This is a genomic window from Sphingopyxis sp. LARHCG72 (assembly GCF_052871675.1).
Window position 1 is genome coordinate 193,388 of record NZ_JBIXJU010000002.1, and the last position, 25,588, is coordinate 218,975.

The window sequence follows — 25,588 nt, forward strand, 5'->3', positions numbered from 1 at the left end:
CCGGGGTCTATAGCTTCGACGCTGGATGGATGTCGGATCAAGCCCGGCGTGACGAAGAAGGGAGGGATGGCGACTCGCGAGCGTTCTGCTTGCCTTGGCGCGCCGCCGCCCGTAAAGGCCCGCGCAGCTTTTTCCACGCATCACAGGATATTTCATGGCCTCCACCGCCCGTTTCGACGTTGTTGCCATCGGCAATGCGATCGTCGACGTCATCGCCCGCGCCGACGATGCGCTGATCACCGCCGAAGGCCTGACCAAGGGGTCGATGCGGCTGATCGACGCTGAAGAGGCCGAACGGCTTTACGCGGCGATGGGGCCGGCGATCGAAATGTCGGGCGGTTCGGCCGCGAATACGCTCGCGGGCATGGCCGCGCTCGGCCAGCGGTGCAGCTTTATCGGGCAGGTCGCCGACGACCAGCTCGGGCATGTCTTCACGCACGACCTGCGCGCGCTTGGCGTCGCCTATGAAACCCCGCCGCTCAGCGAAGGCGCGCCGACCGCGCGCTGCCTGATCCTCGTCACCCCCGACGGCCAGCGGACGATGAACACCTTCCTCGGCGCGAGCCACCTGCTCGAACAGTCGATGATCGATGAGGCGTGGATCGCCGATTCCGACATCCTCTATCTCGAAGGCTATCTGTGGGATCCCGAACTGTCGCGCGCGGCGATGCGGCGCGCGATCGACGTGTCGCGGGCGGCCGGGCGCAAGGTCGCCTTCACCCTCTCGGATGCCTTCATCATCGATCGTCACGGCGCCGATTTCCGTAACCTGATCGCCGAAGGCCTCTTCGACATCCTGTTCGCGAACGAGGTCGAGATTTGCGCGCTCGCCGAAACCGATGATTTCGAAGCGGCGGTTGCAAAGGTCGCACCGCAGGTGCCGCTGCTCGTCGTGACGCGCGGTTCGCACGGTGCGCTCGCGATCACCGGCGGCGAACGCACCGAAGTCGGCGCCGAGCCGATCGACACCGTCGTCGACACGACGGGTGCGGGCGACCTGTTTGCGGCGGGTTTCCTGTCGGGGCAGGCGCAGGGGCGTTCGATCGCCGACTGCCTGACGATGGGCGCCGTGTGCGCTCGCGAAATCATCGCGCAGGTTGGGCCGCGCGCCCAGACCGACCTCAAGGCGACGGTCGCCGCGCGCCTCGCCTAGGAACTTTCACCGGGATGAAGCGTCCTATGCGCCATCAGCATAGGAGGTCGACATGGCCGATGAAATTCACGAGACGCGCACCCCCGACGGGTCGACGCACACCACGACGATCATCGATCGCGAACCGCGGCGAGGCGGCGGATTGGGCATGGGCCTGATCCTGCTCGTTGTCCTCGCGGTCGCGGCCTTTGTCGCATTCCAGTTCCTCGCCAACGACAGCGCGCAGACGGGCGCGGTTACCGAAGCCGCGCAAAAGGTTGGCGACGCCGCGCAGGACGTCGGCGATGCGGCACAGAAAGCGGTCGATTAGGCCGCGGCGGCCGGCGCTTCTTCCGGGTGCTTCTTGAACAGCGCCCGGTCGGCGGGGCCGAAACCGCGGGTCCAGATCAGCCAGGCATAAATGCCGAGGATGAAGGGCACGCCGATCAGCAGCTCGGCCCATTCGGGAAGCTGCGTCGCGCCCCAGCCGAGCACCGCCGCGCCCGCGGTCGCCCAGACGAGCGCCCAGCGCAGGCTGTTCACCGGCGCGCCGAGGATGCGCGCAAGCAGCCGCGCCTTGACCAGCGACGCGAAGCCGAGCGCGAGCATCAGCGCGAGCGCGACCGCCCCGGCATAGGTGATCGGGGGCAATCCCATCGATTTGGCGACGAGGATCAGCGCGACGCTGAGACCCGCCTGCAGCGCGAGCGTCGCAATGCTGATGAGCAGGTTGCGGTGGCGCGCGACATAGACGAGCGCCGCCTCGCTGACGACCGCGGTCGCGGCGACGACTTCGGCGGCGAGCAGGAAAGCGAGCGCGGCGGTGCCGCTGACGAATTCGGGGCCGACGAGGCCCATCACCGCCTCGCCCGGAATGCCGAGCGCGAGTGCCACACCGGCTTGCGCCGCGATGATCCAGAAGCCGACCTGGCTGACCTGTGCCGCCACGGCGGCAAGCCGGTTCTCGGCAAGGTTGCGCGTGATGACCGGGCCGAGGATCGGCTCGAAGCTGGTCTTCAATTTCTGCGGCAGCGAGGCGACCTGCTGCGCCATGTAATAGATGCCGTAGATCGTCGGCGAGGTGAACTGGCCGAGAATGAAAAGGTCGAGGCGCCGTGTCCCCCATTCGATCGCGTCGGCGGCGGCGAGCGGCGCATTGCGCCGCGCGAGGCCGATCAGATGCGCGGGATGCGGCCGCCAGACCCCCGGACCGCCATAGTGCCGGATCATCGGGATCAAAGCGGTGAGGAAGGCGCCGAGCATCGCCGCGGCATAAGACAGCATCAGTCCGTCGCGCGCCGAGACGAACCAGAATCCCGCGGCGGCGATGCTGATCACCCACGGTTCGACGATCGCACGCGCACGCACGGTGGCGCCGATGTCGAATTTATACGCGCAGGCGGCGAGCGCGATGTCGGTCCCCGCGATCGCGAAGACGAGCAGCGCCATCCAGCGATCGGCACCGTCGATCCCGCCCGCCGGATACATGAGCTGCGGCAGGAGGAAGAGGATCGCCGACCCCGCCGCGGAGGCGAGGAAGGCGACGAACATGCCGTCCCACACGACGATGCGATGATCGGCGCCGGGCGCGCTCAATTGTTCGGCGAGGCCGCGCTTCAGCCCAAGCGTCGCAAGCTGCGCGACGAGTTCGATGACGAGCACGGCAAAGGCGAAACGCCCGACCGCTTCGGGCCCGTACCAGCGGCCCGCCACATAGAGGAAGGGCAGGCGCGCGACGAGGCGAAGGATGAAGCCGAAGAAATTGGTGCGTCCGCCCTTGGCGAGCGCGGCCGTGTCCGCATCCCCCGAAGGCGCGGCTGGCGAAGGGGGCGCGGCTGCGCTGTTCGTCTGGCTCAAGCCTGGCGCCCCTTCTGCTGCTCCCCGAAGCGCAGTCTAGCGCGGCGGGGAGGTGCAGGCAATCGATCGAAGTGCTTCATTGTCCTTCGGATCGCAGCGGACGGCTGAGCAGCGCCTGAATGGCTTCGGCGACGCGGGTTTCGCCCGCGACAAGGCGAGCGACCGTATCGGTGATCGGCATGTCGATGCCGTCGGCGCGCGCCGCGGCAGCGACGACGGGGGCGCTGAAGGCGCCTTCGGCGACGGTGCGGCGATCGGCCATCAGCGCCTCGGCGGCTTCGCCGCGCCCGAGTCCCTGGCCGAGCGCGAAGTTGCGCGAGTTCGACGAGGTGCAGGTGAGGACGAGGTCGCCAAGCCCGGCGAGCCCGGCGAGCGTTTCGGCCTGCGCGCCGCGCGACAGGCCGAAACGCGTCATTTCGGCAAAACCGCGGCTGATCAGCGCCGCGCGCGCGTTGAGCCCCAGCCCGGCACCGTCGACGATCCCGCATGCGATCGCGAGGATATTCTTGACCGCACCACCGATCTCCGCGCCGATGACGTCGGTGGAGGCATAGGGCCGGAAATGCGGGCGCGCGAGCGCTTGCGCGATATCGCTCGCGAGCCGGGCGTCGGCGGCGGCGAGGGTGATCGCGGTTGGAAGCCCCGCGGCAACTTCGTGCGCGAAGGTCGGCCCCGAAAGCACCGCATGGTGGCGCTCGGGAGCGAGATCGCGCGCCATGTCGATCGGGAAGGCAAAGCTGCCCGCTTCCATCCCCTTGCTGCAGAAGATCAACGGCGCATCGCCGGGCGGAAGCGCGGCGAGCACAGCCCGAAGGAAGGGCACGGGGACGACGACGAGCAGCGCGTCGAGGTCGGCCATGTCCGCAAGCGCGCCGGTCGCGGTCAGTGAGGGCGAGAGCGCGGCGCCGGGAAGAAAGACCGGGTTGCGATGTTCGGAATTGATCGCGGTGACGACCTCTTCCTCGCGCGCCCACAGCCGGACGGGGGCGCCTTCGGCGGCGAGTAGCTGGGCGAGCGCCGTGCCCCACGCACCGCCGCCGATCACGCCGAAATTCGAATATGACGTCATGCCTTCACCCCCGCTCCGCGCACCGCTTCGGCTTCAGGATCGAGCGGCCAGCGGGGGCGCGCCGCGACGCCGAGGTCGTCGGTCAGGCCGACGGCGAAGCGTTCGGCGCCGGCCCACGCGATCATCGCGCCATTGTCGGTGCAGAGCCACAGCGGCGGCGCGACAAAGGCCTTGTCGAACCGGGCTGCGAGATCGGTGAGAGCGCCGCGAATCGCGCCATTTGCCGCGACTCCGCCCGCGACGACAAAGGCGGTCGCGTCCGGGCAGGCGGCGAGCGCGATGCGGCTGCGGTCGACGAGGCAGTCGACGACCGCCTGCTGGAACGATGCGGCCAGATCCGCGACGCTATGCTCGCCCGACGTCGCCGCGCGCGCCACGGCGCTCTTGAGCCCGGCAAAGGAAAAATGCGGTTCGGCGCTGCCGACGAGCGGGCGCGGCAGCGGCACCGCGTGCGGGTCGCCGTCCTTTGCGATGCGCTCGACCGCGGGGCCGCCGGGATAGCCGAGGCCGAGCAGCTTTGCGGTCTTGTCGAACGCTTCGCCCGCGGCGTCGTCGATCGTGGTCGCGAGGCGGCGGTAGTCGCCGACGCCTTTGACGAGCAGCAGCTGGCAATGTCCGCCTGAAACGAGCAGCAGCAAATAGGGAAATTCGAGCGCCGGATCGGCGAGGCGCGGGCTCAGCGCATGGCCTTCGAGATGGTTGACCGCGATCAGCGGCTTGTTCGCCGCATGCGCCAGCGCCTTGCCGGTGACGAGCCCGACCATCACCCCGCCGATCAGCCCGGGACCGGCGGTCGCGGCGATCGCATCGACCTCGGCGAGCGACACGCCCGCATCGGCGAGCACGCCTTCGACGATCGGCGCGAGCCGGTCGACATGCGCGCGCGCCGCAATCTCGGGCACCACGCCGCCATAGGGGCTGTGCTCGGCTTCCTGTCCGGCGACGCGATGCGCCAAAATGCGCCGTTCGCTGTCGACGAGCGCTGCCGCGGTTTCGTCGCAGCTCGATTCAAGGCCGAGGATCAGGGTCATATTGTTGCGCGCTCCTTTACCCGCCCCTTTATCGACAGGGCAAGCCGCGCTAGCAGCTTGCGCATGAATGGCCTTCCCACTCCCCAAAACCCACTTCGCATCGGCACGCGCGCATCGCCGCTGGCGATGGCACAGGCGCATATGGCGGCTGCGGCGCTGATTGCCAGCCATGGCATCGATATGACGGCGCTCGAAATCGTGCCGATGACCGCGACCGGCGACAAGATTCAGGACCGGGCGCTCGCCGAGGTCGGCGGCAAGGCGCTGTGGACGCGCGAACTCGACGCCGCGCTCGACGCCGGGACGATCGATATCGCGGTCCATTCGCTGAAGGACGTCGAAACGCTGCGCGAGGCGCGCTTTTTCCTCGGCGCGATGCTCGAACGCGCCGATCCGCGCGACCGGCTGGTCGTGCGCGAGGGAATAGACGCGGTTTCGATCGCCGATTTGCCGCAAGGCGCACGGCTCGGGACGAGCAGCCCGCGCCGCGCGGCGCAGGTGAAGCGCATTCGCCCCGACCTCGAAACGGTGCTGCTGCGCGGCAATGTCGCGACACGGCTTGCCAAGATCGCCGGCGGTGACGCCGACGCGACCTTGCTCGCGGCGGCGGGGCTCGACCGGCTGGGGATGCACGATGTCGGGGCGGTGCAGGACGTGCGCCTGCTGCTTCCTGCGGCGTCGCAGGGCGCGATCGGGATCGAATGTCGTGCGGGCGATGCCGCGACGCGCGCGCTGCTCGCCGCGGTCGACCATGCGCCGACGCATCGGGCGGTGATGGCCGAGCGCGCGTTCCTCGCGGCGCTCGGCGGCGATTGCCGCTCGCCGGTTGCGGCGCACGCGCATTGGCTGGGTGACGGCACGCTCCGCCTCGACGCCGAGGTTTTTTCGGAGGATGGCGCGGACCATGTTGCCGGACATGCCGTTGTCGCGAATCCAGGCGCGCCCGAAATATTGGCGCGCCGCCTGCTCGGCGAGGCGCCCGACAGCGTCCGGCGCCTGTTCGCGCGATGACCGACGGCCCGCCCCTGATCGTCACGCGGCCCGAACCGGGCAACGCGGCGACGGTCGAGCGGGCACAGAAAATGGGGTTCGACGCGCGGGCCATGCCGCTTTTTGCGGCGCGCGCGCTCGATTGGGACGCGCCGCTCGCCGAAGATTTCGACGCGCTGCTGCTGACGAGCGCCGCGGCGCCGCGGCTCGCGGGGCCGGGGCTTGCCCGCCTTGCATCGCTACCCGCCTATGCCGTCGGCGCGGCCACCGCGCGCGCGGCAGAGGCGGCGGGACTGATGGTGGCGACGGCCGGATCGACGGACGCCCAGCAGCTTCTTGACGCCATGACGTCGGACAATATCCGAAATATATTATGGCTTTGCGGGCGAGACCGGTCCGCATTCGACGTACGCGGCGCCGCGATCACGGCCTTGCCCTGCTATGCTGTCGATCCCGTCTCGCCGCCTGCCGAATGGATGGGGCTGATCGCCGAACCCGCGGTCCTGCTCGCCCATTCGGCGCGTGCCGCACGGCGGATTTCGGACCTCGTGGGCGCTGCACGCGACCATCTGTCGCTCGTTGCCATCAGCCCCGCGGTCGCGGCGGCCGCCGGGAGTGGGTGGCACGACATCGCCATCGCGGGACAGCCGGACGATGTCGCAATATTGGCACAGGCGCGTGCTTTGTGGCACAAGGGTGCAAAATAGGGTCGTTCGAAAGAGAAACATGGCAATCGACAGTATCGACACCACCTCGCCCGTGCAGGACGAGGCGGTCCCGACGAGAGGGCTATCGTTCCGCGCAGTCGGCCTTGGCGCCCTCGTCCTGCTCCTGATCGGAATCGCCGGAGGCGGATGGGCGGTAAATCGTTGGCTGACGGGCGATAATTTGCCGTCGGCTCCGAAAGCGATCGAGCCATCGGCAGGGACCGCGAATCCGCTCCTCGTTGCGGGCGCGGCGAAGGGCGCGCCCGACGGCCAGCCGATGGTGGTTGCGCCCGTCGACGGCGCGAATGCACTCGCGGCGCGCGTCGCCGAACTCGAACAACGGCTATCGCGAATCACGCTCGAAGCCGAATCGGCATCGGGCAACGCGTCGCGCGCCGAAGGACTGCTCGTCGCCTTTGCCGTCCGGCGCGCGCTCGATCGCGGATTGTCGCTCGGCTATCTCGACGCCCAGCTCCGGCTGCGTTTCGGTGACGACCAGCCCAATGCGGTGAAAACGATCATCGACACCTCGCGCGAACCGGTGACGCTCGAACAGCTTCGCGCCGAACTCGACACATTGGCGCCGCAGCTCGTCGGGCGGAACGGCGACGGAGGCGGCAGCCTGTGGACCGGGCTGCGCCGCGAACTGGGCGAGCTGTTCGTCGTACGCGCGGCGGGAACGCAATCGCCGCGCGCATCCGAACGGCTCGATCGCGCGCGGCGCTATCTGGCGGCAGGGCAGGCCGACCTTGCGATTGCCGAGGTCGAGGCGATGCCCGGCGCGCCGGCGGCGCACGACTGGCTGATCGATGCGCGGCGCTATCATGAGGCGCGGCGCGCGCTTGACCTGATCGAGACCGCGGCGATATTGGAGCCGCGCGACAGCCCCGCTGCCGCGATGGCCCCGAAAGCGGCCGAACCGACCCCATAGCGCGCAATCCGGTAGGGCTGCCCGCCCTTTAGAGAAAGCCCGTTCCATGGCCCTCGCCGACCCGCAGCGCATCGAAGCGCTCGATCCGCTCGATCCCCTCCAGCTCGACGCCGAGCTCAGCGAAGAGGAGCGGATGGTCCGCGACACTGCGCGGTCCTATGCGACCGATGCGCTGTTGCCGCGCGTCACCTCGGCCTTTCTCGACGAGCGCTTCGACCGCGAGATCATGTCCGAAATGGGCGCGCTCGGCCTGCTCGGTGCGACGATCGATCCCGAATATGGCGGCGCCGGGCTGAACTATGTCAGCTACGGGCTGATCGCGCGCGAAGTCGAGCGCATCGATTCGGGTTATCGCTCGGCCTGTTCGGTGCAGAGCAGCCTCGTGATCCACCCGATCAACGCCTATGGCAGCGAGGAGCAGAAGCGCAAATATCTGCCCGGGCTGACCTCGGGCGAACTCGTCGGCTGCTTTGGCCTGACCGAACCCGATGCCGGCAGCGACCCCGGCGGGATGCGTACGCGTGCCGAAAAGATCGAAGGCGGCTATCGCCTCAAGGGCGCGAAGATGTGGATCACCAACTCGCCGATCGCCGACGTCTTCGTCGTGTGGGCGAAGTCGGAGGCGCACGACGGCGCGATCCGCGGTTTCGTACTCGAAAAGGGGATGAAGGGCCTTTCGGCGCCGAAGATCGAGGGCAAGGTGTCCTTGCGCGCGTCGGTCACCGGCGAAATCGTCATGGATTCGGTCGAGGTGGGCGAGGATGCGCTGCTGCCGCATGTTTCGGGGCTCAAAGGGCCGTTCGGCTGTCTCAACCGCGCGCGCTACGGCATCGGCTGGGGCGCGATGGGCGCCGCCGAATTCTGCTATGAAGCGGCGCGCAATTATACCGGCGAACGCAAGCAGTTCGGGCGCCCGCTCGCGGCGAACCAGATCATCCAGCTGAAGCTCGCCAACATGCTCACCGAAATCACGCTGGGCTTGCACACCGCGCTGCGCGTCGGCCGGTTGATCGACGAGGGGCGGCTCATCCCCGACGCGATCAGCCTGCTCAAGCGCAACAATTGCGGCAAGGCGCTCGATATCGCGCGCGTCGCGCGCGATATGCACGGCGGTAACGGCATCTCGGCCGATTATCACGTGATCCGCCACGCGGTGAACCTCGAGACGGTGAACACCTATGAGGGCACGCACGACGTCCATGCGCTGATCCTCGGCCGCGCGATCACGGGCATTTCGGCCTTTGCCTGAGCCGCAGGGCTTAAAACCTTTGCAGGGCATCCGCGTCGTCGAACTGGCGCGGGTGCTCGCTGGGCCTTGGTGCGGGCAATTGCTCGCCGACCTTGGCGCCGAGGTGATCAAGGTCGAGCGGCCGGGCGCGGGCGACGATACGCGCGAATGGGGGCCGCCCTTCGTCACCGGCGCGGCAGGCGAGAATCTGGGCGCCGCCTATTATCACAGCTGCAACCGCGGCAAGCAAAGCGTCGCGATCGACATCGCGTCGGCCGAGGGGCAGGCGGAGGTGCGGGCGCTGCTCGCCGATGCCGACGTCGTGATCGAGAATTACAAGGTCGGCGGGCTCGTCAAATATGGGCTCGACCCCGCGCGGCTCTGCGCCGATTTCCCGCAGCTGGTCGTCTGCTCGATCACCGGCTTCGGCCAGACCGGGCCCTATGCGCACCGCGCGGGCTACGACTATATCGTGCAGGCGATGAGCGGCTTCATGTCGCTGACCGGCGAGCCCGACGGCGCGCCGCAAAAGGCCGGGATCGCCTATGCCGACATCTTCACCGGCATGTATTCTGCGGTCGCGATCCTTGCGGCGCTGCGACGCCGTGACGTCACAGGGGGTGGGGCGCATATCGACATGGCGCTGCTCGACAGCCAGGTCGCGGTGCTCGCCAACCAGGCGGCCAATTATCTTGCGAGCGGTGTGGCGCCGAAGCGGATGGGCAATGCGCACGTCAATGTCGTGCCCTATCAGGTCTTTGCGACCGCCGATGGCCAGCTCGTGATCGCGGTGGGTAACGATGGCCAGTATCGCAAATTGTGCGCGATATTGGGCGTGCCCGAATGGGCCGACGATCCGCGTTTCGTCAACAATGCCGCGCGGCTCGCGAACCGTGCCGAGCTGATTCCGCTGCTCGCGGCAAGGATCGCCGCGTGGGACGCGCAGCCGCTGTCGCTTGCGCTCGAGGCCGAAGGGGTACCCGCGGGACCGATCAACGACCTCGCGCAGGTCTTTGCCGATCCGCAGGTCCAGGCGCGCGGGATGCGCTTCCGGCCCGAGGGCGCGTCGATCGATGGCGTCGCGAGCCCGATCGTCATCGACGGCGAACGCATGGTCGCGCGCGCCGGCGCGCCGCCGCTCACGCCATAGAAAAAGGGGCGCCGCGACGGACGCCCCTTTCCCCCCTTTTTTCTATATGCCGGCTCAGAATTTGACCGTGCCGGTGACGAAGACCTGGCGCGGATTGCCGTAGAAGGCGGTCAGCGTGCCTTCGCGGCCGAGCGCCGAGGTCGGCAAGCCACCCGGCCCCGGAATGATCGCGCCGGTGGTCGGATTGACGTTCACGAACGTATAGCCCGAAGTCTTATATTCCTTGTTCGTGAGGTTCTTGCCGAACACGCCGATGCTCCAACGATCGTCGGGCGCGGTGTAGACGAGGCTGGCATCCCACAGCGCGAAGCCCTTCTGATCGATATAGGGGTTCGGGATTTCGAACTGATAGGTCTTGCTGCGATACGACAGGGTCGTGCCGAAGCTGAGGTCGCCGTCGCCGATCGGGGTCGAATAGGCGATGGTGCCGCTGGCGGTCCATTTCGGCGTATTCTGTACCTCGCGGAAATCCGACACGTCGGTCGGCGTGTTGACCCCGCCGACGAGGATGTTCGAGATATATTCCTTATAGTCGGCCTGGATGTAACCGAGCGCGGTCGACAGCGTCAGCCGGTCGCCCGCGGTGGCCAGATCCTCGCCAAGCCGCGCGCGGCCTTCGAATTCGACGCCCTTGAAGGTGGCCTTGCCCGCGTTCGAGACGACGCCGCAGAAGCTGGGGAGGCCGCTGACGGTGCAGGCGACCGATCCCGGGATCTGGACGTCGGTATAATCGGCATAGAAGGCGGCGAGCGCGACATTGACCGCGCCGTCCATCAGGCTGCCCTTATAGCCGACCTCATAGCTTTCGACCTTTTCGGGGCGGAAGCTCAGGAAGGAGGCGACTTCGGCATCGGTCGGCGCGCCCGGAATGGCGGCGGGTGCGTTGACGCCGACGCCGCGCGGATCGAAACCGCCGCCCTTGAAGCCCTGCGAATAGCTGGCGTAGAAATTATGGTCGGGGGTCGGCTTGAACGACAGTGAGGCGCGCGGGGTGAATTTCTTGAAGCTGCGCTTGCCGTCGAAATTGGTACCCGGCGCCCCAAAGGCGACGCCCGCACCACCGAATACCGGCGAGCCGCCGCCGAGATAATTCTGGCGCAGGATCGACGCTTCGCGCTCGTCCCATGTGTAGCGGCCGCCGACCGAAAGGCTCAGCTTCTCGTTGAAATCATAGGTGAAGTCGCCGAACACCGCGAAGGTCTGGGTGTCGACATCGGCCTCGGTAAAGGCGGTCAGGCCCGCGAGGTTGTTGAAGATGCGGACGTCGAACAAGGTGTCGGCGGTGGCGTCGAGATAATAGAAGCCGAGCAGGCCCTTGAGCTTGTCGCCTTCGTACAGAAGCTGGAATTCCTGGCTGATCTGCTCGTTGAAATAGAAGCCGGGGACGTCGATGTCGACGCCGGGCAGCGCGTCGAAGTCGATCGGGGTCGCCGACTTGTCCTTGCGCCAGGCGCTGATCGAGCGGAGCGTGACCGTGTCGGACAGCTCGGCGGTAACATTCATCGCGAGGCCGTAGGCTTCGATTTCCTGCTTCGGATCGTTGAGGCCGCCGCGGCTGTCGAATACGTCGTCGAGGACGGGTGCGTTCGTGAGCAGCGACGGAATCAAGCGGTGGCCGCCGCGCGGGTCGCTCTTGTCCTTGCTATAGTCGCCCGAGATGCGGATCAGCACCGGCGCGCCATAACCGCCGAGTTCGACCGTGCCGCGCCCGGCCCACACGTCCTTGTTGTAATTTTCGCGACCGGTGGTGAGATTGTCGCCGAAGCCGCCGCGCGACAGGCGCGCGCCCGACACGCCGACGCGGAGGAGGTCGCCGATCGGCGCGCTCGCGGTGACGATCAGGTCGGCCTGGTCATAGGTGCCGAGCGTGCCCTTGATCTTGAGCGAGAATTCCTCGGGCAACTGCTTGGTCACATATTTGACCGCGCCGCCGATCGTGTTGCGGCCGTAGAGCGTCCCTTGCGGGCCGCGCAGCACTTCGATGCGTTCGACGTCATAGATGTCGAGCACCGCGGCCTGCGGGCGGTTGAGATAGACGTCATCGAGATAGATGCCGACGCCCTGTTCGAATCCCGACACCGGATCCTGCTGGCCGACGCCGCGGATGAAGGCGCTGAGCGTCGAGTTCGAACCGCGCGACACTTCGAGCGTCGTATTCGGGGTGGTCTGGCCGATGTCGGTAATGTCGATCGCGCCGGCCTTGGCGAGCGCGTCGCCCGAATAGGCGGTGATCGCGACCGGAACGTCGATCAGCCGTTCGTCGCGGCGGCGTGCCGTCACGATGATCTCATTGTCGCTGGCGTCGGTGCTCGCGCCTTCGTCCTGCGCAAAGACCGGGGGCGCGAAGGCGATCATGGAAAGCGCGCTGGTGGCGAGGACGGCACGGCGCAGCGAGCGGGCGAAAGGACGCATGAAGACTCTCCCATGTGGCGGGCGGCCCCTCGCCACCCTTGTCGGTTTTCTTGGGCTGGTGCTTGCCAAGCCGCGCCGCTTCCAATAATGAAACATGAACCAAGTTTCAACTTGGAATGTGCAATCGTCGTTTTTTGCTTGCCAGTGGTGCGAAAAAGCCACGATGCAGCGACGAGGGGAGGCAAGGGCAGTTTATGGATCAGCCGCCAGTCGCGACAGAACATGCCGAGAGCGAACCGCGCGACAAGACGCCGCGCACCGAGCGCGGGCGCCGGACCTTGCGCAAGCTGCTCGACGCCGCGGCGATCGAATTCGGCGAGCGCGGTTTTCATGAGGCGTCGATCAGCGCGATCACGCGCCGCGCCGGGACCGCGCTCGGCAGCTTCTACACCTATTTCGATTCGAAAGAGGAAATCTTCCAGGCGCTCGTCCGCTATATGAGCGAACAGCTACGCGATCATGTCACCCCGCTGGTCCAGGCCGCGCCCGACGAGATCAGCGCCGAGCGCATCGGGCTCGAATCCTATCTGGGCTTCGTGCGCGAGCATAAGGAGATTTACCGGATCATCGATGAGGCCGAGTTCGTCGATTATGCGAGCTATCGCCGCCATTATGAAACGACGGTCGCGCGCGTCCGCCAGCGGCTCGAGGGCGGCGCGGCGCGCGGCGAGATCCGCGATGACGTCAGCGAAATCCACGCGTGGGCGATCGGCGGGATGAACGTGTTCCTCGGCATGCGCTATGGTCTGTGGGACGAAGAGAGCGACATATCGGAGATTGCGCGCATCGCGAACGACCTGCTCGCGAACGGGCTCAAGAAGCGCGATTAACCGAAATATCCTCCCCATGGCTTCACCACAGGGAGGATCTAATTGCGCGAAATCAGGAAGATCGCATGTTCTGCGCGCCAGCTCGCGGCGGCGTCGCTCGTCGGCCGGTCGCCCGACAGGTGCCAGACGCGTTCGACCGCGATGCCCTTGTCGCGCACGAGGTCGCGGAAATCGCTGACGGTGACATGGTGGATGTTCGGCGTTTCGTACCAGGCGACGGGCAGCAGCCGCGTCACCGGCATCCGTCCGCCCCACAGGAGCGCGAGGCGGATCCGCCAATGCGCGAAATTGGGGAAGCTGACGAAGGCGCGCGGCGCGATGCGCAGCAATTCGTCGACGACGCGGTCGGGGCGTTCGGTCGTCTGCAGCGTCTGCGACAGGATCGCATAGTCGAAGGCGTCGTCGGGATAGTCGGCAAGGTCGCGGTTGGCGTCACCCTGCACCACCGACTGGCCGCGCGCGATCGCCGCGGTGACATTGTCGGGATCGATCTCGAGCCCGCGGGCATCGACGCCCTTGTCGCGGAGTGCCGCCATCAGGTCGCCGTCGCCGCAGCCGACGTCGAGCACGCGCGCCGTCGACGGGACGGCATCGGCGATGATCGCAAGATCGGGGCGCAGCTTCATCGTCAGGCCTGCCTGTAGACGTCGGGGAAGTGTCGCTGCATGAACGGCGCGCTGTCCTCGACCGGGGTCCAGCCGAGCGCGGCATAAAGGCCGTGGGCGTCGCTGGTCGCGAGCATCCAGCGCCGGAGCCCCTGCAGATCGGGGTGGTCGTGGAGCGCGGTCACCATGCGCGCGGCGAGGCCGTGCCCGCGATGCGCGTCGAGCACATAGACGTCGGCCAGATAGGCGAAGGTCGCGCGATCGGTGACGACGCGGGCAAAGCCGACCTGCGCGCCGCCCGGTGCAAAGACGCCGATGCAGAGCGACCCCGCGATGGCACGTTCGACAACGGCGCGCGCGATGTTCGCGGCCCAATAGCTCTGCGCCAGAAAAGCATGAATCGCATCGACCTGCATGTCGGCCGCGTCGAATGACAGACGATAGTTTCCGGTCATGCCAGCCCTGCTTTCAGCGATCCGGCGACAAGCCGGTCGAGCGCGGGGACATCGAGGAGGAAGCTGTCGTGGCCGAACGGCGCCGACAGTTCGACGAAGCTCGCCGCGGCGCCGACGCTTTGCAGCGCCTGCACGACGCGGCGCGATTCCGACGTCGGATAAAGCCAGTCGGTGTCGAAGCTGACGAGCGTGAAGCGCACATCCTTTGCGTTCGCAAACGCGCCGGCGAGGCGTCCGTCATGCGGGTCGGCGAGGTCGAAATAGTCCATCGCGCGCGTGATATAGAGATAGGCGTTGGCGTCGAAGCGGTCGGTGAAGGCGAGCCCCTGATGCCTGAGATAGGATTCGATCTGGAAGTCGGCGTCGAAACCGAAGCTCTTGATGTCGCGTGCCTGAAGGCGCCGGCCGAACTTTTCGGTCAGCCCTTCCTCGGAGAGGTAGGTGATATGCGCCGCCATGCGCGCGACCGCGAGACCCTTGGTGGGCGCGCGCGCGCTGCCGTAATATTGGCCGTCCTGCCAGTCGGGGTCGGCCATGATCGCCTGCCGTCCAACCTCGTGGAACGCGATATTCTGCGCCGAATGCCGGGCCGCGCTCGCGATGACGAGCGCCGAGGCGAGGCGCTCGGGATAGGTCGCGGCCCACGCGAGCGTCTGCATGCCCCCCATCGACCCACCGACGACGGCATGAAGCCGCGCGATGCCGAGATGGTCGAGCAGCATCGCCTGCGCGCGCACCATGTCGGTAATCGTGATGACGGGGAAGTGCATGCCGAGCGGCGCGCCGGTCGCGGCGTCGGGCGAGGCCGGGCCGCTCGTCCCCATGCAGCTGCCGAGGACATTGGCGCAGATGACGTGGAAGCGGTCGGTGTCGATCGGCTTGCCCGGTCCGACCATGCGCGCCCACCAGCCGGGTTTGCCCGTCGCGGGATGGTCGCTCGCGACATATTGGTCGCCGGTCAGCGCGTGACAGATGAGCACCGCGTTCGACTTGTCGGCGTTCAATGCACCATAGCTTTGATAGGCGATCGTCACCGATCCCAGAACCTGCCCGCTGTCGAGCGGCAGCGGTGTCGGAATCGTCACGCTGTGATGCTGGATATCGTGTAGCAGGCTCGCCATGGTGCGGCGGGGCTAAGCGGGTGCGCGAAGACTGTCAACGTGCTGGACTCGCGTCGCACAGCCGCTAAACGCCACCGCATGACCGACACGACCCAGACCCTTACGCCCAAGCCGTGGATCAGCGGCATCGCCCCCTATGTTCCCGGCAAGTCCGCAGGCGCCGACGGACGCCCGCTCATCAAGCTGTCGGCGAACGAGAATCCGCTGGGCACCGGCGAAAAGGCGCGCACGGCGTTCGCCGCGGCGCAGGCGGCATCCGATGCGCTGTCGCGCTATCCCGATCCGGGTTCGGTCGAATTGCGCGAGACGATCGCGGCGAAATTCGGGCTCGATCCGGCGCGGATCATCTGCGGCAACGGGTCGGACGAACTGCTCCACCTCGCAGCGGGCACCTACGCCGGCGTCGGCGACGAGATTTTGTACGTTCGCTATGGCTTCGCCGTCTATGAAATCGCCGCGCGGCGCGTCGGCGCGGTGCCGGTCGAGGCCGACGACAAGGATTATGCGACCGACGTCGACGCGCTGCTCGCGGCGGTGACCGACAAGACGCGTGTCGTCTATCTCGCCAACCCGAACAACCCGACGGGCACGCTCGCGACACGCGAAGAGGTGCAGCGGCTCTACGCCGGGCTGCCGAAGACTATCCTGTTCGTGATCGACCAGGCCTATTCCGAATATCTGTCCGACGCCGAGGACGACGGCGGGCTCGAACTGGCGAAGACGCAGCCGAACGTGTTCATCACGCGCACCTTCTCGAAAATTCACGGCCTCGCCGCCGAACGCATCGGCTGGGGCTATGCCGCCGCCGAGGTGATTTCGGCGCTGCACCGCATCCGCCTGCCGTTCAATGTCACGCGCGCCGGGCAGGCCGCGGCGGTCGCGGCGCTCGGTGATGACGCATTCGTCAACAACAGCCGCGAGCATAATGCGAAATGGCGTGCCTGGCTGGCGGGTGAGCTCGAAAGCCTCGGCAATCATGGCGTGCGCGTCGTGCCGTCGGCGTGCAACTTCCTGCTCGTTCTGTTCGAGGGCGATGTCAGCGCCGAGACCGTCTACAACCGGTTGATGGACGCGGGCTATATCGTCCGCTGGCTGCCGGGGCAGGGGCTGCCGGGCGCGCTGCGCATGACGATCGGCACCGAAGACGAGACGCGCGGCCTCGCGGCGGCGATTCGCGCCGCGCTGAACGGCTGATGCGCATCGACCGCGTCGCGATCGTCGGGCTGGGCCTGATCGGCTCGTCGATCGCGCGCGCGATCGGGGAGCGGTTGCCGCAGGTGACGGTCACCGGCCATGACGCCAGCGCCGAGGTCCGCGAACTCGCCCGTGAGCTCGGGCTTTGCGACACGATCGCCGACGATGCGGTGGCGGCGGTGGCCGAAGCCGACCTCGTCATCCTCGCGGTGCCGGTCGGGCGCATGGCCGATGCCGCGGCGGCGATCGCGCCGGGGTTGAAGGCGGACGCGATCATTTCCGACGTTGGCTCGTCGAAGGCCGGGGTCGCCGACGCGCTCGCGAAGGCGCTCCCCGATCATGCCGTCATTCCGGCGCACCCGGTCGCGGGGACCGAGAACAGCGGGCCGGCGGCCGGCTTTGCGACCTTGTTCGAGGGCCGCTGGTGCATCGTCACCCCGGGCGCCGACGCATCGGGCGACGCCGTGACGGCGCTGACGTCTTTCTGGCAGGCGCTCGGCGCCAAGGTCGAAACGATGGATGCCGCGCATCACGACATGGTGCTCGCGGTGACGAGCCATTTGCCGCACCTCATCGCCTATACGATCGTCGGCACCGCGAGCGAGCTCGAAGAGGTCACCGAGAGTGAGGTGATCAAATATTCGGCGGGGGGCTTCCGCGACTTCACGCGCATCGCGGCGAGCGACCCGGTGATGTGGCGCGACGTCTTCCTCGCCAACAAGGATGCGGTGCTCGCGACCCTGCAGCGTTTCAACGAGGACCTGACCGTGCTCCAGCAGGCGATCCGCCGCGGCGACGCCGACAAGCTCGAGGACTGGTTCACGCGCACGCGCGCGATCCGCCGTTCGATCATCGAACAGGGGCAGGATGACGCCGCGCCCGATTTCGGGCGGAAACATTAGGCTTCCAACCCCAACCTTCGCTCGACACGAACGGGAATTAGGAGGCTTTGTAGCCTTCCAGCAACGCTTCGGGCGGGTTCAGCGCGTTGATCGCCCGCCAGACGCGCTCTTCGGCTTCCTCGCGCGGCAAGCCGGCGGGGATGGTTTCGCCGACCTTGTAGGTGATCGTCCCCGGCCATTTGACCCAGCGGCGCGGCGGATAGGCGATGCCGCTGTTCACCGCGACGGGGATCACCGGCACGCCGAGCAGGCGGTAGATGCCGGCAAAGCCCGAACGCAGGGGGGGCGCCGACCCGTGCGGGATACGCGTTCCCTCGGCAAACAGCACCAGCGGCCGGTCCTTGGCGAGCGCGGCCTTGGCGGCGTTCAGCATCGCGCGCATCGCCTTGCCGCCGCCGTCGCGGTCGACGGGGATCAGGCCATAGAAATGCGCCGCCTGCCCCCAGACGGGAATGTTGAACAGCTGCTCTTTCGCGAACACCGCGGGATGCCTGAACAGTCCCGGCTGCTCGATCGTCTCGAACGCCCCCTCATGCTTGAAGACATAGAGGACCGGAATGTCGGGCATGTCGCCCTCGACGACGATCGTCTGGCCCAGGACAAAGCGGCAGATCAACCGGTGGAATTGCGCCCAGATGCGCACGAACCAGATCGTCGCCTTGTGCGAGACCGGGAGCGAGATCACGGCACCGATCGAGCTGAAGCTGCTCATCAGGACGAACAGCAGCCAGAACAGGATCGAGCGGACAAGGGCGATGGTGTAGCGCATCGGCGCGCTTCTTAAAGCCCGAGGACGCCGCCCGCCAGCCCCGCGAGATATTTATGATATTCGCGAAACAGCGTTGCGAAATTGGGCCGGCTGCGCACCGCGTCGGGCAGGATCGTCACTTTGTCGCCGACCGCGCGGCCGATTTCATATTCGGCGCGGCGCATGTGCCAGTCGGTGGTGATCAGCCGGATGCTCTTATAGTTGCGCCGCGCAACCCAGGTCGCGACCTCGGTCGCGTTCGAGCGCGTATCCTCGGCCTCGAACCCCAGCGCGATGCAGCAGTCGAAGAGGTCGAGCGGGCGCTTATATTCGGCGGCGAGTTCGCGCGGCTTCACCTCGCGCGCGACGCCGCTGATCAGCAGGCGCTTGGCATCGCCCGCCTCGAGCCGTTCGAGCGCGCGGTCGATACGTCCCGGGCCGCCGGTCAGCACGACGATCGCGTCGGTCTTTTGCGCAGCGGCGGGCAAGGGCAGCAACAGCGCGAACCAGGCGAAGCCGAGCACCCAAGCCAGGAATAAAAGCGAAATCAGGCGCTTGATCATAAAATCTTCTTGAGCGCGGCGAGCAGCGTCTGGCGCGCCGTCAGGGCTGCGAGCGCGATAGCCAATAGCGGCAGCGCCAGCAAGAGCGCCCAGCCCGCGGGGCCGAGCGACGCGGTCGCGGCGAGTCCCGAAGTGACCCCCGACCACTGCCAACCGATGAGCAGCAGAATCGCGGTAGCGACGAGGCTGCCGAGCGCGATTCCGTAAGCGGTGTCGATCGCGATGCGGCGCTGGAACAGCCGGGTGATCTGGCGGTCGGTCGCGCCGATCAGGTGGAGCATCTCGATCGTCGCATAATGGGTGCCGAGCGCGGCGCGCGCGGTCATGATCACCACCGCGGCGCTGGCCAGCGCCATCAGCAGCACCATGGCGCCGGCGATCCACGCGAGCGAACGGATCAGCCGCGCGACCGGGCCGAGCCATTCGGCGTGCGGGATGATGCGCGCTCCGGGCGCCTCGCGCGCGACGAGCGTCCGGAGCGCGCGCATGGGACCGGCGCGGTCCTCGCCGACGAAGTCGATGTCGACCAGCGCGGGCAGGGGCAGCGATTTGAGCAGCGGATCGTCGCCCTCGCTGCTCCCGAACCATTGCCCCAGCGTCGCCTGCAACTCTTCCTGTTCGACCGAGCGCGCCGAGAGCACGAAGGGCTGCGCGGCGGCGGCGCGGCGGAGCGCGGCGGCCTGTTCGGCGCGCGTGACCGGGTTTGCGGTGACGATCTGGACGGTGACGCGCCCCGCGATCGCGTCGCCGATCGCATTCGCCGACCGCGCGAGGCCGACCCCGGCGGCGGCGGCGAGCAGGGTCAGCATCATCAATATCGCGATAACCCACGGCGTCGGTCCCGACAGGCGGTGGTCGGGCAGCAGGCGGCGATGCTGGACGGGAACGCGCGGGATGATCATGCCCGGTTCGCCGGGGGATAGCGCAGCGCGCCGGTGGGATCGGACAGGCGCCCGCGTTCGAGCCGCATCATCTGCGCATTTTCGATGCGGCTGATCAGGTGGATGTCGTGGGTCGCGACGACGACCGTGGTGCCAAGGCGGTTGAGCGCCTCGAACAAGCCCAGCAGGCGCATCGCCATTTCGGGGTCGACGTTACCCGTCGGTTCGTCGGCGACGAGCAATTGCGGCCGCGCGATGACGGCGCGCGCGATCGCAACGCGCTGCTGCTCGCCGCCCGACAGCGTCGCGGGACGCGCATCGGCGCGATCGCCGAGGCCGATCCAGCTCAGCATCTCGCCGACCGGACCCGACAGATCCTCCTCGCTCACCCCCGCGATGCGCAGCGGCAGCGCGATATTGTCGCGCGCCGAGAGGTGCGGGATCAGCCGGAAATCCTGGAAGACGACGCCGATGCGGCGGCGAAAGCCGGGCAGGCGGTGGCGCGGCATCGCGACGAGATCCTCGCCGAACAGACGGACGATGCCGCGGCTCGGGCGCTGCGCGAGATAGAGCATCTTGAGCAGCGACGTCTTGCCCGCACCCGACGCGCCGGTCAGGAAATAGAAGCTGCCGGGTTGCAGGTTGAAGCTGATGTCGCTCAAAACCTCGGCATCGGGGCCGTAACGCAGCCCGACGCCGTCGAATTCGACCATCGCACCGCCGGGACGCGCGGCTGAGTTGTCCGTCATGGCGTCACCCGCGCGCTGCGTCGCGCCATGGCCGGTCTGCGGAACAGGGGAGCATCGGCGCTCATGCCGAAGCCTGTTACACGGCTGTTCACCGACGTAAAGCGGCGAGTAACGGCGCGGCCGCCACGCGAGGCTTGCAACGCTGCGAATCAGCGTGTTTAGAGGAACCCCATGATCCTTGCCTGCCCGTCCTGCCATACGCGCTATGTCGTGCCCGATACGGCGATCGGACCGACGGGCCGCACGGTTCGCTGCGCCAATTGCCGCCATAGCTGGTTCCAGGAACCCGCGGCAGCACCCGCCGAAGCCGCGCCTGCGCCAACGCCTGTCGCACCGGCTGCACCGGAGAGCGTTCCGGCGCCCGAACCGGCCGCCGCGCCCGTACCCGCTGCGACCTATTCCGATTTTCCCGAACCGGCGCCGGATCCGGTAACTGCGCCGCCGGCCTTCGCCGCCACGGCCGAACCGGCGCCGCGTCCGGCGCTTGCCGACGACGCGCCGCTGCCGTTCCGCCGTCCGCGGCGCAATCCGGCGAAGCGGTGGACGATCATCGCGGCGAGCGCGGCCGCCCTGATGCTCGCCGCGACGGCGGGGCTCGCCTGGTTCGGCTTGCCAAGCTGGGCGCAGGGGCTGGGGCTGCCGGGAATGGTCGCCGAACCCGATCTCGTGATCGAGCTGCCGCCGAACCAGGATCATCGCGAACTCGCCGACGGCACGATCTATTTCGCCGCGTCGGGGGTGATCATCAACCCGACCGACCGCGAACAGCGCGTGCCGCCGATCCTTGCCGAATTGCGCGATGCGCAGGGGACGATCGTCTACAGCTGGACGATCAAACCGCCGGTGCGGATGCTGCCGCCCAATGAAAAGGTCAATTTCAGCGAAGCAAAGCTCGATATCCCGCGCCGCGCGACGCAGTTGACCGTCAGCTGGGCGCTTCCAAAAAGCTGAAACCAGAAAATGTTACGGTGACGTCACGCCGTCACAGGCAGAGCGCGGCGGCGAGCGACAGCAGGAAGCTGGTTAGCGTCGCGACGATGATCGGTGCGAAGCTGCGCCACCCTTGATCGAGCAGCAGGTGCAGACGCGCCTTCATCGCGGTGGCGACGATCGCAAGCAGCAGCAGCGCCTGCGCGCCCGTCGCGGCGGCATCCTGCGCCGGCTTCGGGATCGCGACGACCGAATTGACCGCCGCGACGGCGAGGAAACCGAGGATGAACCAGGGCAGGCGCAGCGGGATGCGCGTCCTGCCGTCGCCTTCGCCGCTGCGCCCTAGCCACAGCGCGACAAGCATCAGCATCGGCGCGAGGAGCGCGACGCGCGTCAGCTTGACGATCGTCGCCACCTCGCCTGCCTGCGGCGAGAAGGAAAAGCCGCCGCCGATCGCCTGCGCGACGTCATGGATCGACGCGCCGATCAGGAATCCCGCCTGCGCATCGGTCAGTCCCAGCTCGGCGGCGAGCACGGGATAGAGCGTCATCGCGAGCGCGCTCGCGACGGTGATGCCGACCAGCGTCAGCGTGAAGCGGGCCTGGTCGACGCGCCGGTCGCCGATCAGCGAATAAAGCGCGAGTGCGGCCGACGCACCGCAGATCGCGGTCGCGCCGCCCGCGAGCAGCGCAGCGTGGCGGTCCTGCGCGAACAGCCGCGCGCTGGCGACGGTGACGATGATGACCGCGAGCATGATCAGGACGAGCAGCGCGAAGGGCCATGGTCCGAGTTCGGCGAGCTGTTCGGCGGTGATGCGCGCGCCGACGAGCACGATGCCGACGCGCAGCGCGGTCTGCGACATCAGGTCGAGCCCGGCGTGGGTGCGCGTATCCTGCGACAGGAAGGAGAGGGCGAGGCCGATCAGCAGCCCCATCAGCACGATCGGCGCTGCATAATGGTCGGCGAGCCACGCCGCGGCGAGCGCGGCAATCGCGGTGACGAGGACGCCCGGCAGGTAATCGCGCCAGCGCCGGCGCGCCGGCGGATGCGCCTCGAGCTGCATCTCGCCATAAAGATCGGCGGCCATTGGCCAATTCTGTTCGGACGACTTCACGAACGCTCCCTTGTCCGTCGCGCGCGCCCGCTTCGCATATCCGCGCGCGGCGGTCGATAGGCCATTGCTGGCGGCGCGCGGGCTTGCTAGAGGCCCCGCTCTACCGGCACCCGTAGCTCAGCTGGATAGAGCGCTGCCCTCCGAAGGCAGAGGTCAAGCCCGAACTTTCCGGCAAATTCCGAAATATCTCGTTGTTTTGTAAAGAAAATTCTATCGCGTTTCGCGAACCAGATCGGTTAGGTTATTTCGCGTAAGCATGACGTAAGCATACTGCGTAGTATCATAGAGCACGAAGGGTTTTGCTGGCGTAGGCGTTTGCATTCGGAGCAGTCGCATCGTTCCGCATCGAATCCGTTGACCGATGCCCGTCGAACCGGCTAGGCACCGCCCCGAAGCACCCGTAGCTCAGCTGGATAGAGTGTCGCCCTCCGAAGGCGAAGGTCACAGGTTCGAATCCTGTCGGGTGCACCATTCTCGAACAAAAGAGAGAACTGCGGGCGTGGTTTTGGCCACGCCCGCTGCCGCACTCCGGGCCAGCACGGCTTTCGAGCCGCTGATGCGGATTTCCCGGTCGTTCACGCACACCTCGCTGAGCAGCAGCCGGGCATAAGCCTGGCGCAGATCAGGCTGGCCGTGATGCAGCTTGTCGCGCAGGAGCAGCGCCAGCTTCTCGATCTTGGCGGGCGTGATCACCGGCTCGGCCATGGCGAGGCGACGGGTGAGGTCGGATATTTGCTCGGCAAGTTCATCGCGCCGGAACCGCAGATTGACCAGCCGCTCACGCATCGAAGCGTCCTCGGCATCCATCAGCCCTTTCTCGACCAGTTCCAGCAGCCGGGCGATGCCTGCTTCGGCTTCCTTGTGATCCAGGCGCATCTGCCGCAGCCGATCGCGGTTGCGATCCTCGCGTTCGATCGCCGTGTGCAGATAGTTTTCCAGCAGCTCTTTCAGATGATCCGGATGCAGTATCCGCTTCGTCACCTCGCCGATCACGATCCCGTCGAGCTTGTCCATCGGCATGCGCAGCCCCTTGCAGCCGAAGGGGCCTTCCTTGAGACGGCGCGAGCAGCAGTAATAGCGATACTGTCCGCCCTTGCCGGTGTTCTGGATCAACGCAGCGCCGCAATTGCCGCATCGGGCCACCCCGGCGAGCAGCGTCGGCGTGTTGACCAGGCGCGGCGCCACCCGCTTGGGCGCGCGGCTCTGCAGGAGCGCCTGCGCCGCGTTGAAGGTCTTCTCCTCGATTATCGCCGGAACGGCGAGCGGTATCCATTCGGAAGGAGGACGGGGACGGTCGTTCCTGCTGTCGGTGCGATTGAAGTAGTGCTGTCCATGATAGGTGCTCGCCGTCAGGATCGCGTGGACACCTCCGGTCGAGAACCTGCGCCCTCGCCGAAGGATACCGCGCTCGTTGAGCCATGTTGCGATGGCCTTTACCCCCATGGGCCGGCCTTCCACACCTGCGGCCATGTCGAAGATCATGCGAACGACGCGCGCCTCGACGACTGCTCTGTTCGTTGGGCAGCGCGGTCACCGCAAGATGCCTTCGGCATTGTCAAAGCAGTTGGCCCGCTTCGTGAGACGAGAAGTGGGGGTGACAATCCATGCTCACCTCATGCGCCATCTCGCCGCTCATCTCTATCTCATCGCCAATCCCGGTGATTATGAGACCGTGCGTCGTCTTCTCGGTCACAAGAACATCGAGACGACGATCCAGTTCTACGACGGGCTCCAGACAGATAATGCGTACGCGGTATATGACACGCTGATCGGCAAAATGCGCGCGGATGCAACAGCTCCGCGACCTCCCAAGCCCCGGAGTAGCACGGACGGTTTCGACGAGGGAGACCTGCTGTGACCAAACAGGCATTCCCTCCACTTCCGGTCCATCAGTGGCCTGCTCGCGATCGGTCTCTCTGGCAGGGTGCCCGGCAGCCCGTCGGGCCGTTCGACGACGATGCAGGATTTGCAGCCGGATGGCGCCCGCCCACCATAAAGATGTCTGAGCGCGGCTATGGCATGTGGCTCGGCTGGCTCGCGACGACTGGCCAGCTCGATCCACTGACGCCTCCCTGTAATCGCGTGACGTGGGAACTTATCAGGGCATTTATCACGGAATACAGCGTCGGCCGCGCGGAAACGACGATTGCGGGCGCCGTTCGGGGCATCGCCTACGTGTTGCGGGCCTGCGCACCGCCCGATGGCGTGGACTGGCTTACCACGCTCGCACACCGGATGACGAACACCGCGAAGCCGTCACGTCCCAAACTGCCGCGCATGGTTCGGATAGGCAGCATCATTCTGCTCTCCGACAGGCTGATGGACATCGGCCTCGAAAAACTGCGGGTCGGCCGCCGCAGCGGCGCTCCGATCTATCGCGACGGTTTGCTCATCGGCTTGCTCATCCACCGCCCGATGCGTCGCCGCAATCTCACGGACCTGCGGATCGGCCATAACCTGTTCGTCGATGACTTCGGCATCAGGATCACGATCCCGCGCAAAGAGACCAAGAAGGGGGTTCCCTTCGACGGTTATGTTCCCAAGCGGCTCGAAGAGGCGACATTCACCTATCTCGATCGGGTTCGACCTGTCCTGCTCAAGAACGATATTCCTGACGAGGGCTGGCTCTGGGTGGGGCGCCGAGGCAGGCAGGTGACGGCTGATCAGATCAGCACGCGCGTTACTCGCATCATGCGGGAGCACTTCGGAAGAGACCTCTCGCCGCACCTGTTCCGCGATTGCGCGGCCACCGAAGTTGCCCTTGAGCGCCCGGAGCTTATCGGCATTACGAAGCATGTGCTCGGCCATATGACGCTGGCTTCGAGCCAGAAATTCTACAATCAGGCGACCAGTTTCACCGCCTTCTCCCGCCACGCCGACGTAATTCGCAAGCTGCGGGGAGAAGGATCATGACCCGCGCGGCCATTTACGTCAGAGTATCGACGGCCCGCCAGGCCGAGCGCGACCTGTCGATTCCCGACCAGATTGC

26 protein-coding genes and 1 tRNA gene are annotated in these 25,588 nt (G+C 67.0%); 14 read left to right on the forward strand and 13 right to left on the reverse strand.

All coding sequences use genetic code 11. The features are described from left to right. Positions 1–154: 154 nt before the first annotated feature. Positions 155–1,153, forward strand: coding sequence for an adenosine kinase (locus ACIPPQ_RS06090; RefSeq protein WP_446543267.1), 999 nt, complete (start codon positions 155–157; stop codon positions 1,151–1,153). A gap of 52 nt (positions 1,154–1,205) precedes the next feature. Continuing rightward, positions 1,206–1,463, forward strand: a complete 258-nt coding sequence (locus ACIPPQ_RS06095) for a hypothetical protein (RefSeq protein WP_327456734.1) — start codon at positions 1,206–1,208, stop codon at positions 1,461–1,463. Here ACIPPQ_RS06095 and ACIPPQ_RS06100 read toward each other — a convergent pair. The 3 genes from ACIPPQ_RS06100 to tsaD form a co-directional block, all read right to left on the reverse strand. Then, a complete protein-coding gene (locus tag ACIPPQ_RS06100) occupies positions 1,460–2,989 on the reverse strand; it encodes a lipopolysaccharide biosynthesis protein (RefSeq protein WP_446543268.1) in 1,530 nt (509 codons plus the stop codon). The two genes, ACIPPQ_RS06095 and ACIPPQ_RS06100, sit on opposite strands and share 4 nt — an antisense overlap. 76 nt (positions 2,990–3,065) lie before the next feature. After that, entirely contained in the window at positions 3,066–4,058 is a 993-nt protein-coding gene (locus ACIPPQ_RS06105; RefSeq protein ID WP_446543269.1) for an NAD(P)H-dependent glycerol-3-phosphate dehydrogenase, read from the reverse strand. Then, positions 4,055–5,089: a tRNA (adenosine(37)-N6)-threonylcarbamoyltransferase complex transferase subunit TsaD gene (gene tsaD, locus ACIPPQ_RS06110; RefSeq protein WP_446543270.1), complete on the reverse strand. Its 1,035-nt coding sequence runs from the start codon at positions 5,087–5,089 to the stop codon at positions 4,055–4,057. Before tsaD ends, ACIPPQ_RS06105 begins: the two co-directional genes overlap by 4 nt. A gap of 63 nt (positions 5,090–5,152) precedes the next feature. On the opposite strand from tsaD, the gene hemC reads away from it, so the two are divergent. Genes hemC through ACIPPQ_RS06135 form a run of 5 tightly spaced genes read left to right on the forward strand, consistent with a single transcriptional unit; the run spans position 5,153 to position 10,095 of the window. Continuing rightward, positions 5,153–6,100 carry a hydroxymethylbilane synthase gene (gene hemC, locus ACIPPQ_RS06115; protein WP_446543271.1) on the forward strand — a complete coding sequence of 316 codons (948 nt, stop codon included), beginning with the start codon at positions 5,153–5,155 and terminating at the stop codon, positions 6,098–6,100. Then, positions 6,097–6,786, forward strand: a complete 690-nt coding sequence (locus ACIPPQ_RS06120; protein WP_446543272.1) for a uroporphyrinogen-III synthase — start codon at positions 6,097–6,099, stop codon at positions 6,784–6,786. Before hemC ends, ACIPPQ_RS06120 begins: the two co-directional genes overlap by 4 nt. 19 nt (positions 6,787–6,805) lie before the next feature. Next, positions 6,806–7,717 carry a mitofilin family membrane protein gene (locus ACIPPQ_RS06125; RefSeq protein WP_446543273.1) on the forward strand — a complete coding sequence of 304 codons (912 nt, stop codon included), beginning with the start codon at positions 6,806–6,808 and terminating at the stop codon, positions 7,715–7,717. Between the two features lie 46 nt (positions 7,718–7,763). After that, positions 7,764–8,966, forward strand: a complete 1,203-nt coding sequence (locus ACIPPQ_RS06130) for an acyl-CoA dehydrogenase (protein ID WP_446543274.1) — start codon at positions 7,764–7,766, stop codon at positions 8,964–8,966. Positions 8,967–8,985: 19 nt separating this feature from the next. Then, the gene (locus ACIPPQ_RS06135; protein ID WP_446543275.1) at positions 8,986–10,095 is read left to right on the forward strand and encodes a CaiB/BaiF CoA transferase family protein; all 1,110 of its coding nucleotides are present in this window, start codon (positions 8,986–8,988) and stop codon (positions 10,093–10,095) included. A 54-nt stretch (positions 10,096–10,149) separates the two neighbouring features. Here ACIPPQ_RS06135 and ACIPPQ_RS06140 read toward each other — a convergent pair whose 3' ends face one another. Next, the gene (locus tag ACIPPQ_RS06140; RefSeq protein ID WP_446543523.1) at positions 10,150–12,450 is read right to left on the reverse strand and encodes a TonB-dependent receptor; all 2,301 of its coding nucleotides are present in this window, start codon (positions 12,448–12,450) and stop codon (positions 10,150–10,152) included. Between the two features lie 251 nt (positions 12,451–12,701). On the opposite strand from ACIPPQ_RS06140, the gene ACIPPQ_RS06145 reads away from it, so the two are divergent. Then, on the forward strand, positions 12,702–13,337 hold the full coding sequence (locus ACIPPQ_RS06145) for a TetR/AcrR family transcriptional regulator (protein ID WP_327456754.1): 636 nt from the start codon (positions 12,702–12,704) through the stop codon (positions 13,335–13,337). A 38-nt stretch (positions 13,338–13,375) separates the two neighbouring features. Here ACIPPQ_RS06145 and metW read toward each other — a convergent pair whose 3' ends face one another. From metW to metX, 3 genes are read right to left on the reverse strand one after another with little or no spacing between them, the layout of a single operon-like run. Continuing rightward, entirely contained in the window at positions 13,376–13,963 is a 588-nt protein-coding gene (gene metW, locus ACIPPQ_RS06150) for a methionine biosynthesis protein MetW (RefSeq protein ID WP_446543276.1), read from the reverse strand. Between the two features lie 2 nt (positions 13,964–13,965). Next, complete coding sequence (locus ACIPPQ_RS06155) at positions 13,966–14,397, reverse strand: GNAT family N-acetyltransferase (RefSeq protein ID WP_446543277.1); 432 nt, start codon at positions 14,395–14,397, stop codon at positions 13,966–13,968. Then, a complete protein-coding gene (gene metX, locus ACIPPQ_RS06160; RefSeq protein WP_446543278.1) occupies positions 14,394–15,518 on the reverse strand; it encodes a homoserine O-acetyltransferase MetX in 1,125 nt (374 codons plus the stop codon). The genes ACIPPQ_RS06155 and metX overlap by 4 nt, the downstream gene beginning before the upstream one ends. Before the next feature lie 78 nt (positions 15,519–15,596). Between metX and hisC the strand changes: the two genes are divergently transcribed. Together hisC and ACIPPQ_RS06170 are read left to right on the forward strand one after the other, a co-directional pair. Next, a complete protein-coding gene (hisC, locus tag ACIPPQ_RS06165; RefSeq protein WP_446543279.1) occupies positions 15,597–16,712 on the forward strand; it encodes a histidinol-phosphate transaminase in 1,116 nt (371 codons plus the stop codon). Then, positions 16,712–17,614 (forward strand): prephenate/arogenate dehydrogenase family protein, encoded by a 903-nt coding sequence (locus tag ACIPPQ_RS06170; RefSeq protein ID WP_446543280.1) that lies wholly within the window; start codon positions 16,712–16,714, stop codon positions 17,612–17,614. The genes hisC and ACIPPQ_RS06170 overlap by 1 nt, the downstream gene beginning before the upstream one ends. 37 nt (positions 17,615–17,651) lie before the next feature. Here ACIPPQ_RS06170 and ACIPPQ_RS06175 read toward each other — a convergent pair whose 3' ends face one another. The 4 genes from ACIPPQ_RS06175 to ftsE are packed head-to-tail and all read right to left on the reverse strand — an operon-like array spanning position 17,652 to position 20,555. Beyond that, positions 17,652–18,383 carry a lysophospholipid acyltransferase family protein gene (locus tag ACIPPQ_RS06175; RefSeq protein ID WP_446543281.1) on the reverse strand — a complete coding sequence of 244 codons (732 nt, stop codon included), beginning with the start codon at positions 18,381–18,383 and terminating at the stop codon, positions 17,652–17,654. Positions 18,384–18,394: 11 nt separating this feature from the next. Then, positions 18,395–18,925, reverse strand: coding sequence for a YdcF family protein (locus ACIPPQ_RS06180; protein ID WP_446543282.1), 531 nt, complete (start codon positions 18,923–18,925; stop codon positions 18,395–18,397). Further along, complete coding sequence (locus ACIPPQ_RS06185) at positions 18,922–19,827, reverse strand: cell division protein FtsX (protein ID WP_446543283.1); 906 nt, start codon at positions 19,825–19,827, stop codon at positions 18,922–18,924. The genes ACIPPQ_RS06180 and ACIPPQ_RS06185 overlap by 4 nt, the downstream gene beginning before the upstream one ends. Then, the gene (gene ftsE, locus ACIPPQ_RS06190; RefSeq protein ID WP_446543284.1) at positions 19,824–20,555 is read right to left on the reverse strand and encodes a cell division ATP-binding protein FtsE; all 732 of its coding nucleotides are present in this window, start codon (positions 20,553–20,555) and stop codon (positions 19,824–19,826) included. Before ftsE ends, ACIPPQ_RS06185 begins: the two co-directional genes overlap by 4 nt. A 171-nt stretch (positions 20,556–20,726) precedes the next feature. On the opposite strand from ftsE, the gene ACIPPQ_RS06195 reads away from it, so the two are divergent. Beyond that, on the forward strand, positions 20,727–21,506 hold the full coding sequence (locus ACIPPQ_RS06195) for a zinc-ribbon domain-containing protein (protein WP_446543285.1): 780 nt from the start codon (positions 20,727–20,729) through the stop codon (positions 21,504–21,506). 31 nt (positions 21,507–21,537) lie between these two features. On the opposite strand, the gene ACIPPQ_RS06200 is transcribed toward ACIPPQ_RS06195, so the two are convergent. Beyond that, on the reverse strand, positions 21,538–22,599 hold the full coding sequence (locus ACIPPQ_RS06200; RefSeq protein ID WP_446543286.1) for a YeiH family protein: 1,062 nt from the start codon (positions 22,597–22,599) through the stop codon (positions 21,538–21,540). 394 nt (positions 22,600–22,993) lie between these two features. Between ACIPPQ_RS06200 and ACIPPQ_RS06205 the strand changes: the two genes are divergently transcribed. Continuing rightward, a tRNA-Arg gene (locus ACIPPQ_RS06205) sits at positions 22,994–23,070 on the forward strand. Here the strand turns inward: ACIPPQ_RS06205 and ACIPPQ_RS06210 are convergent. Next, positions 23,041–24,081, reverse strand: a complete 1,041-nt coding sequence (locus tag ACIPPQ_RS06210; RefSeq protein ID WP_446543287.1) for a recombinase family protein — start codon at positions 24,079–24,081, stop codon at positions 23,041–23,043. The two genes, ACIPPQ_RS06205 and ACIPPQ_RS06210, sit on opposite strands and share 30 nt — an antisense overlap. Here ACIPPQ_RS06210 and ACIPPQ_RS06215 point away from each other — a divergent pair. Both ACIPPQ_RS06215 and ACIPPQ_RS06220 read left to right on the forward strand, forming a co-directional pair. After that, positions 24,068–24,457, forward strand: coding sequence for a tyrosine-type recombinase/integrase (locus ACIPPQ_RS06215; protein ID WP_446543288.1), 390 nt, complete (start codon positions 24,068–24,070; stop codon positions 24,455–24,457). The two genes, ACIPPQ_RS06210 and ACIPPQ_RS06215, sit on opposite strands and share 14 nt — an antisense overlap. After that, on the forward strand, positions 24,454–25,512 hold the full coding sequence (locus ACIPPQ_RS06220; RefSeq protein ID WP_446543289.1) for a tyrosine-type recombinase/integrase: 1,059 nt from the start codon (positions 24,454–24,456) through the stop codon (positions 25,510–25,512). The genes ACIPPQ_RS06215 and ACIPPQ_RS06220 overlap by 4 nt, the downstream gene beginning before the upstream one ends. Positions 25,513–25,588: the final 76 nt, after the last annotated feature.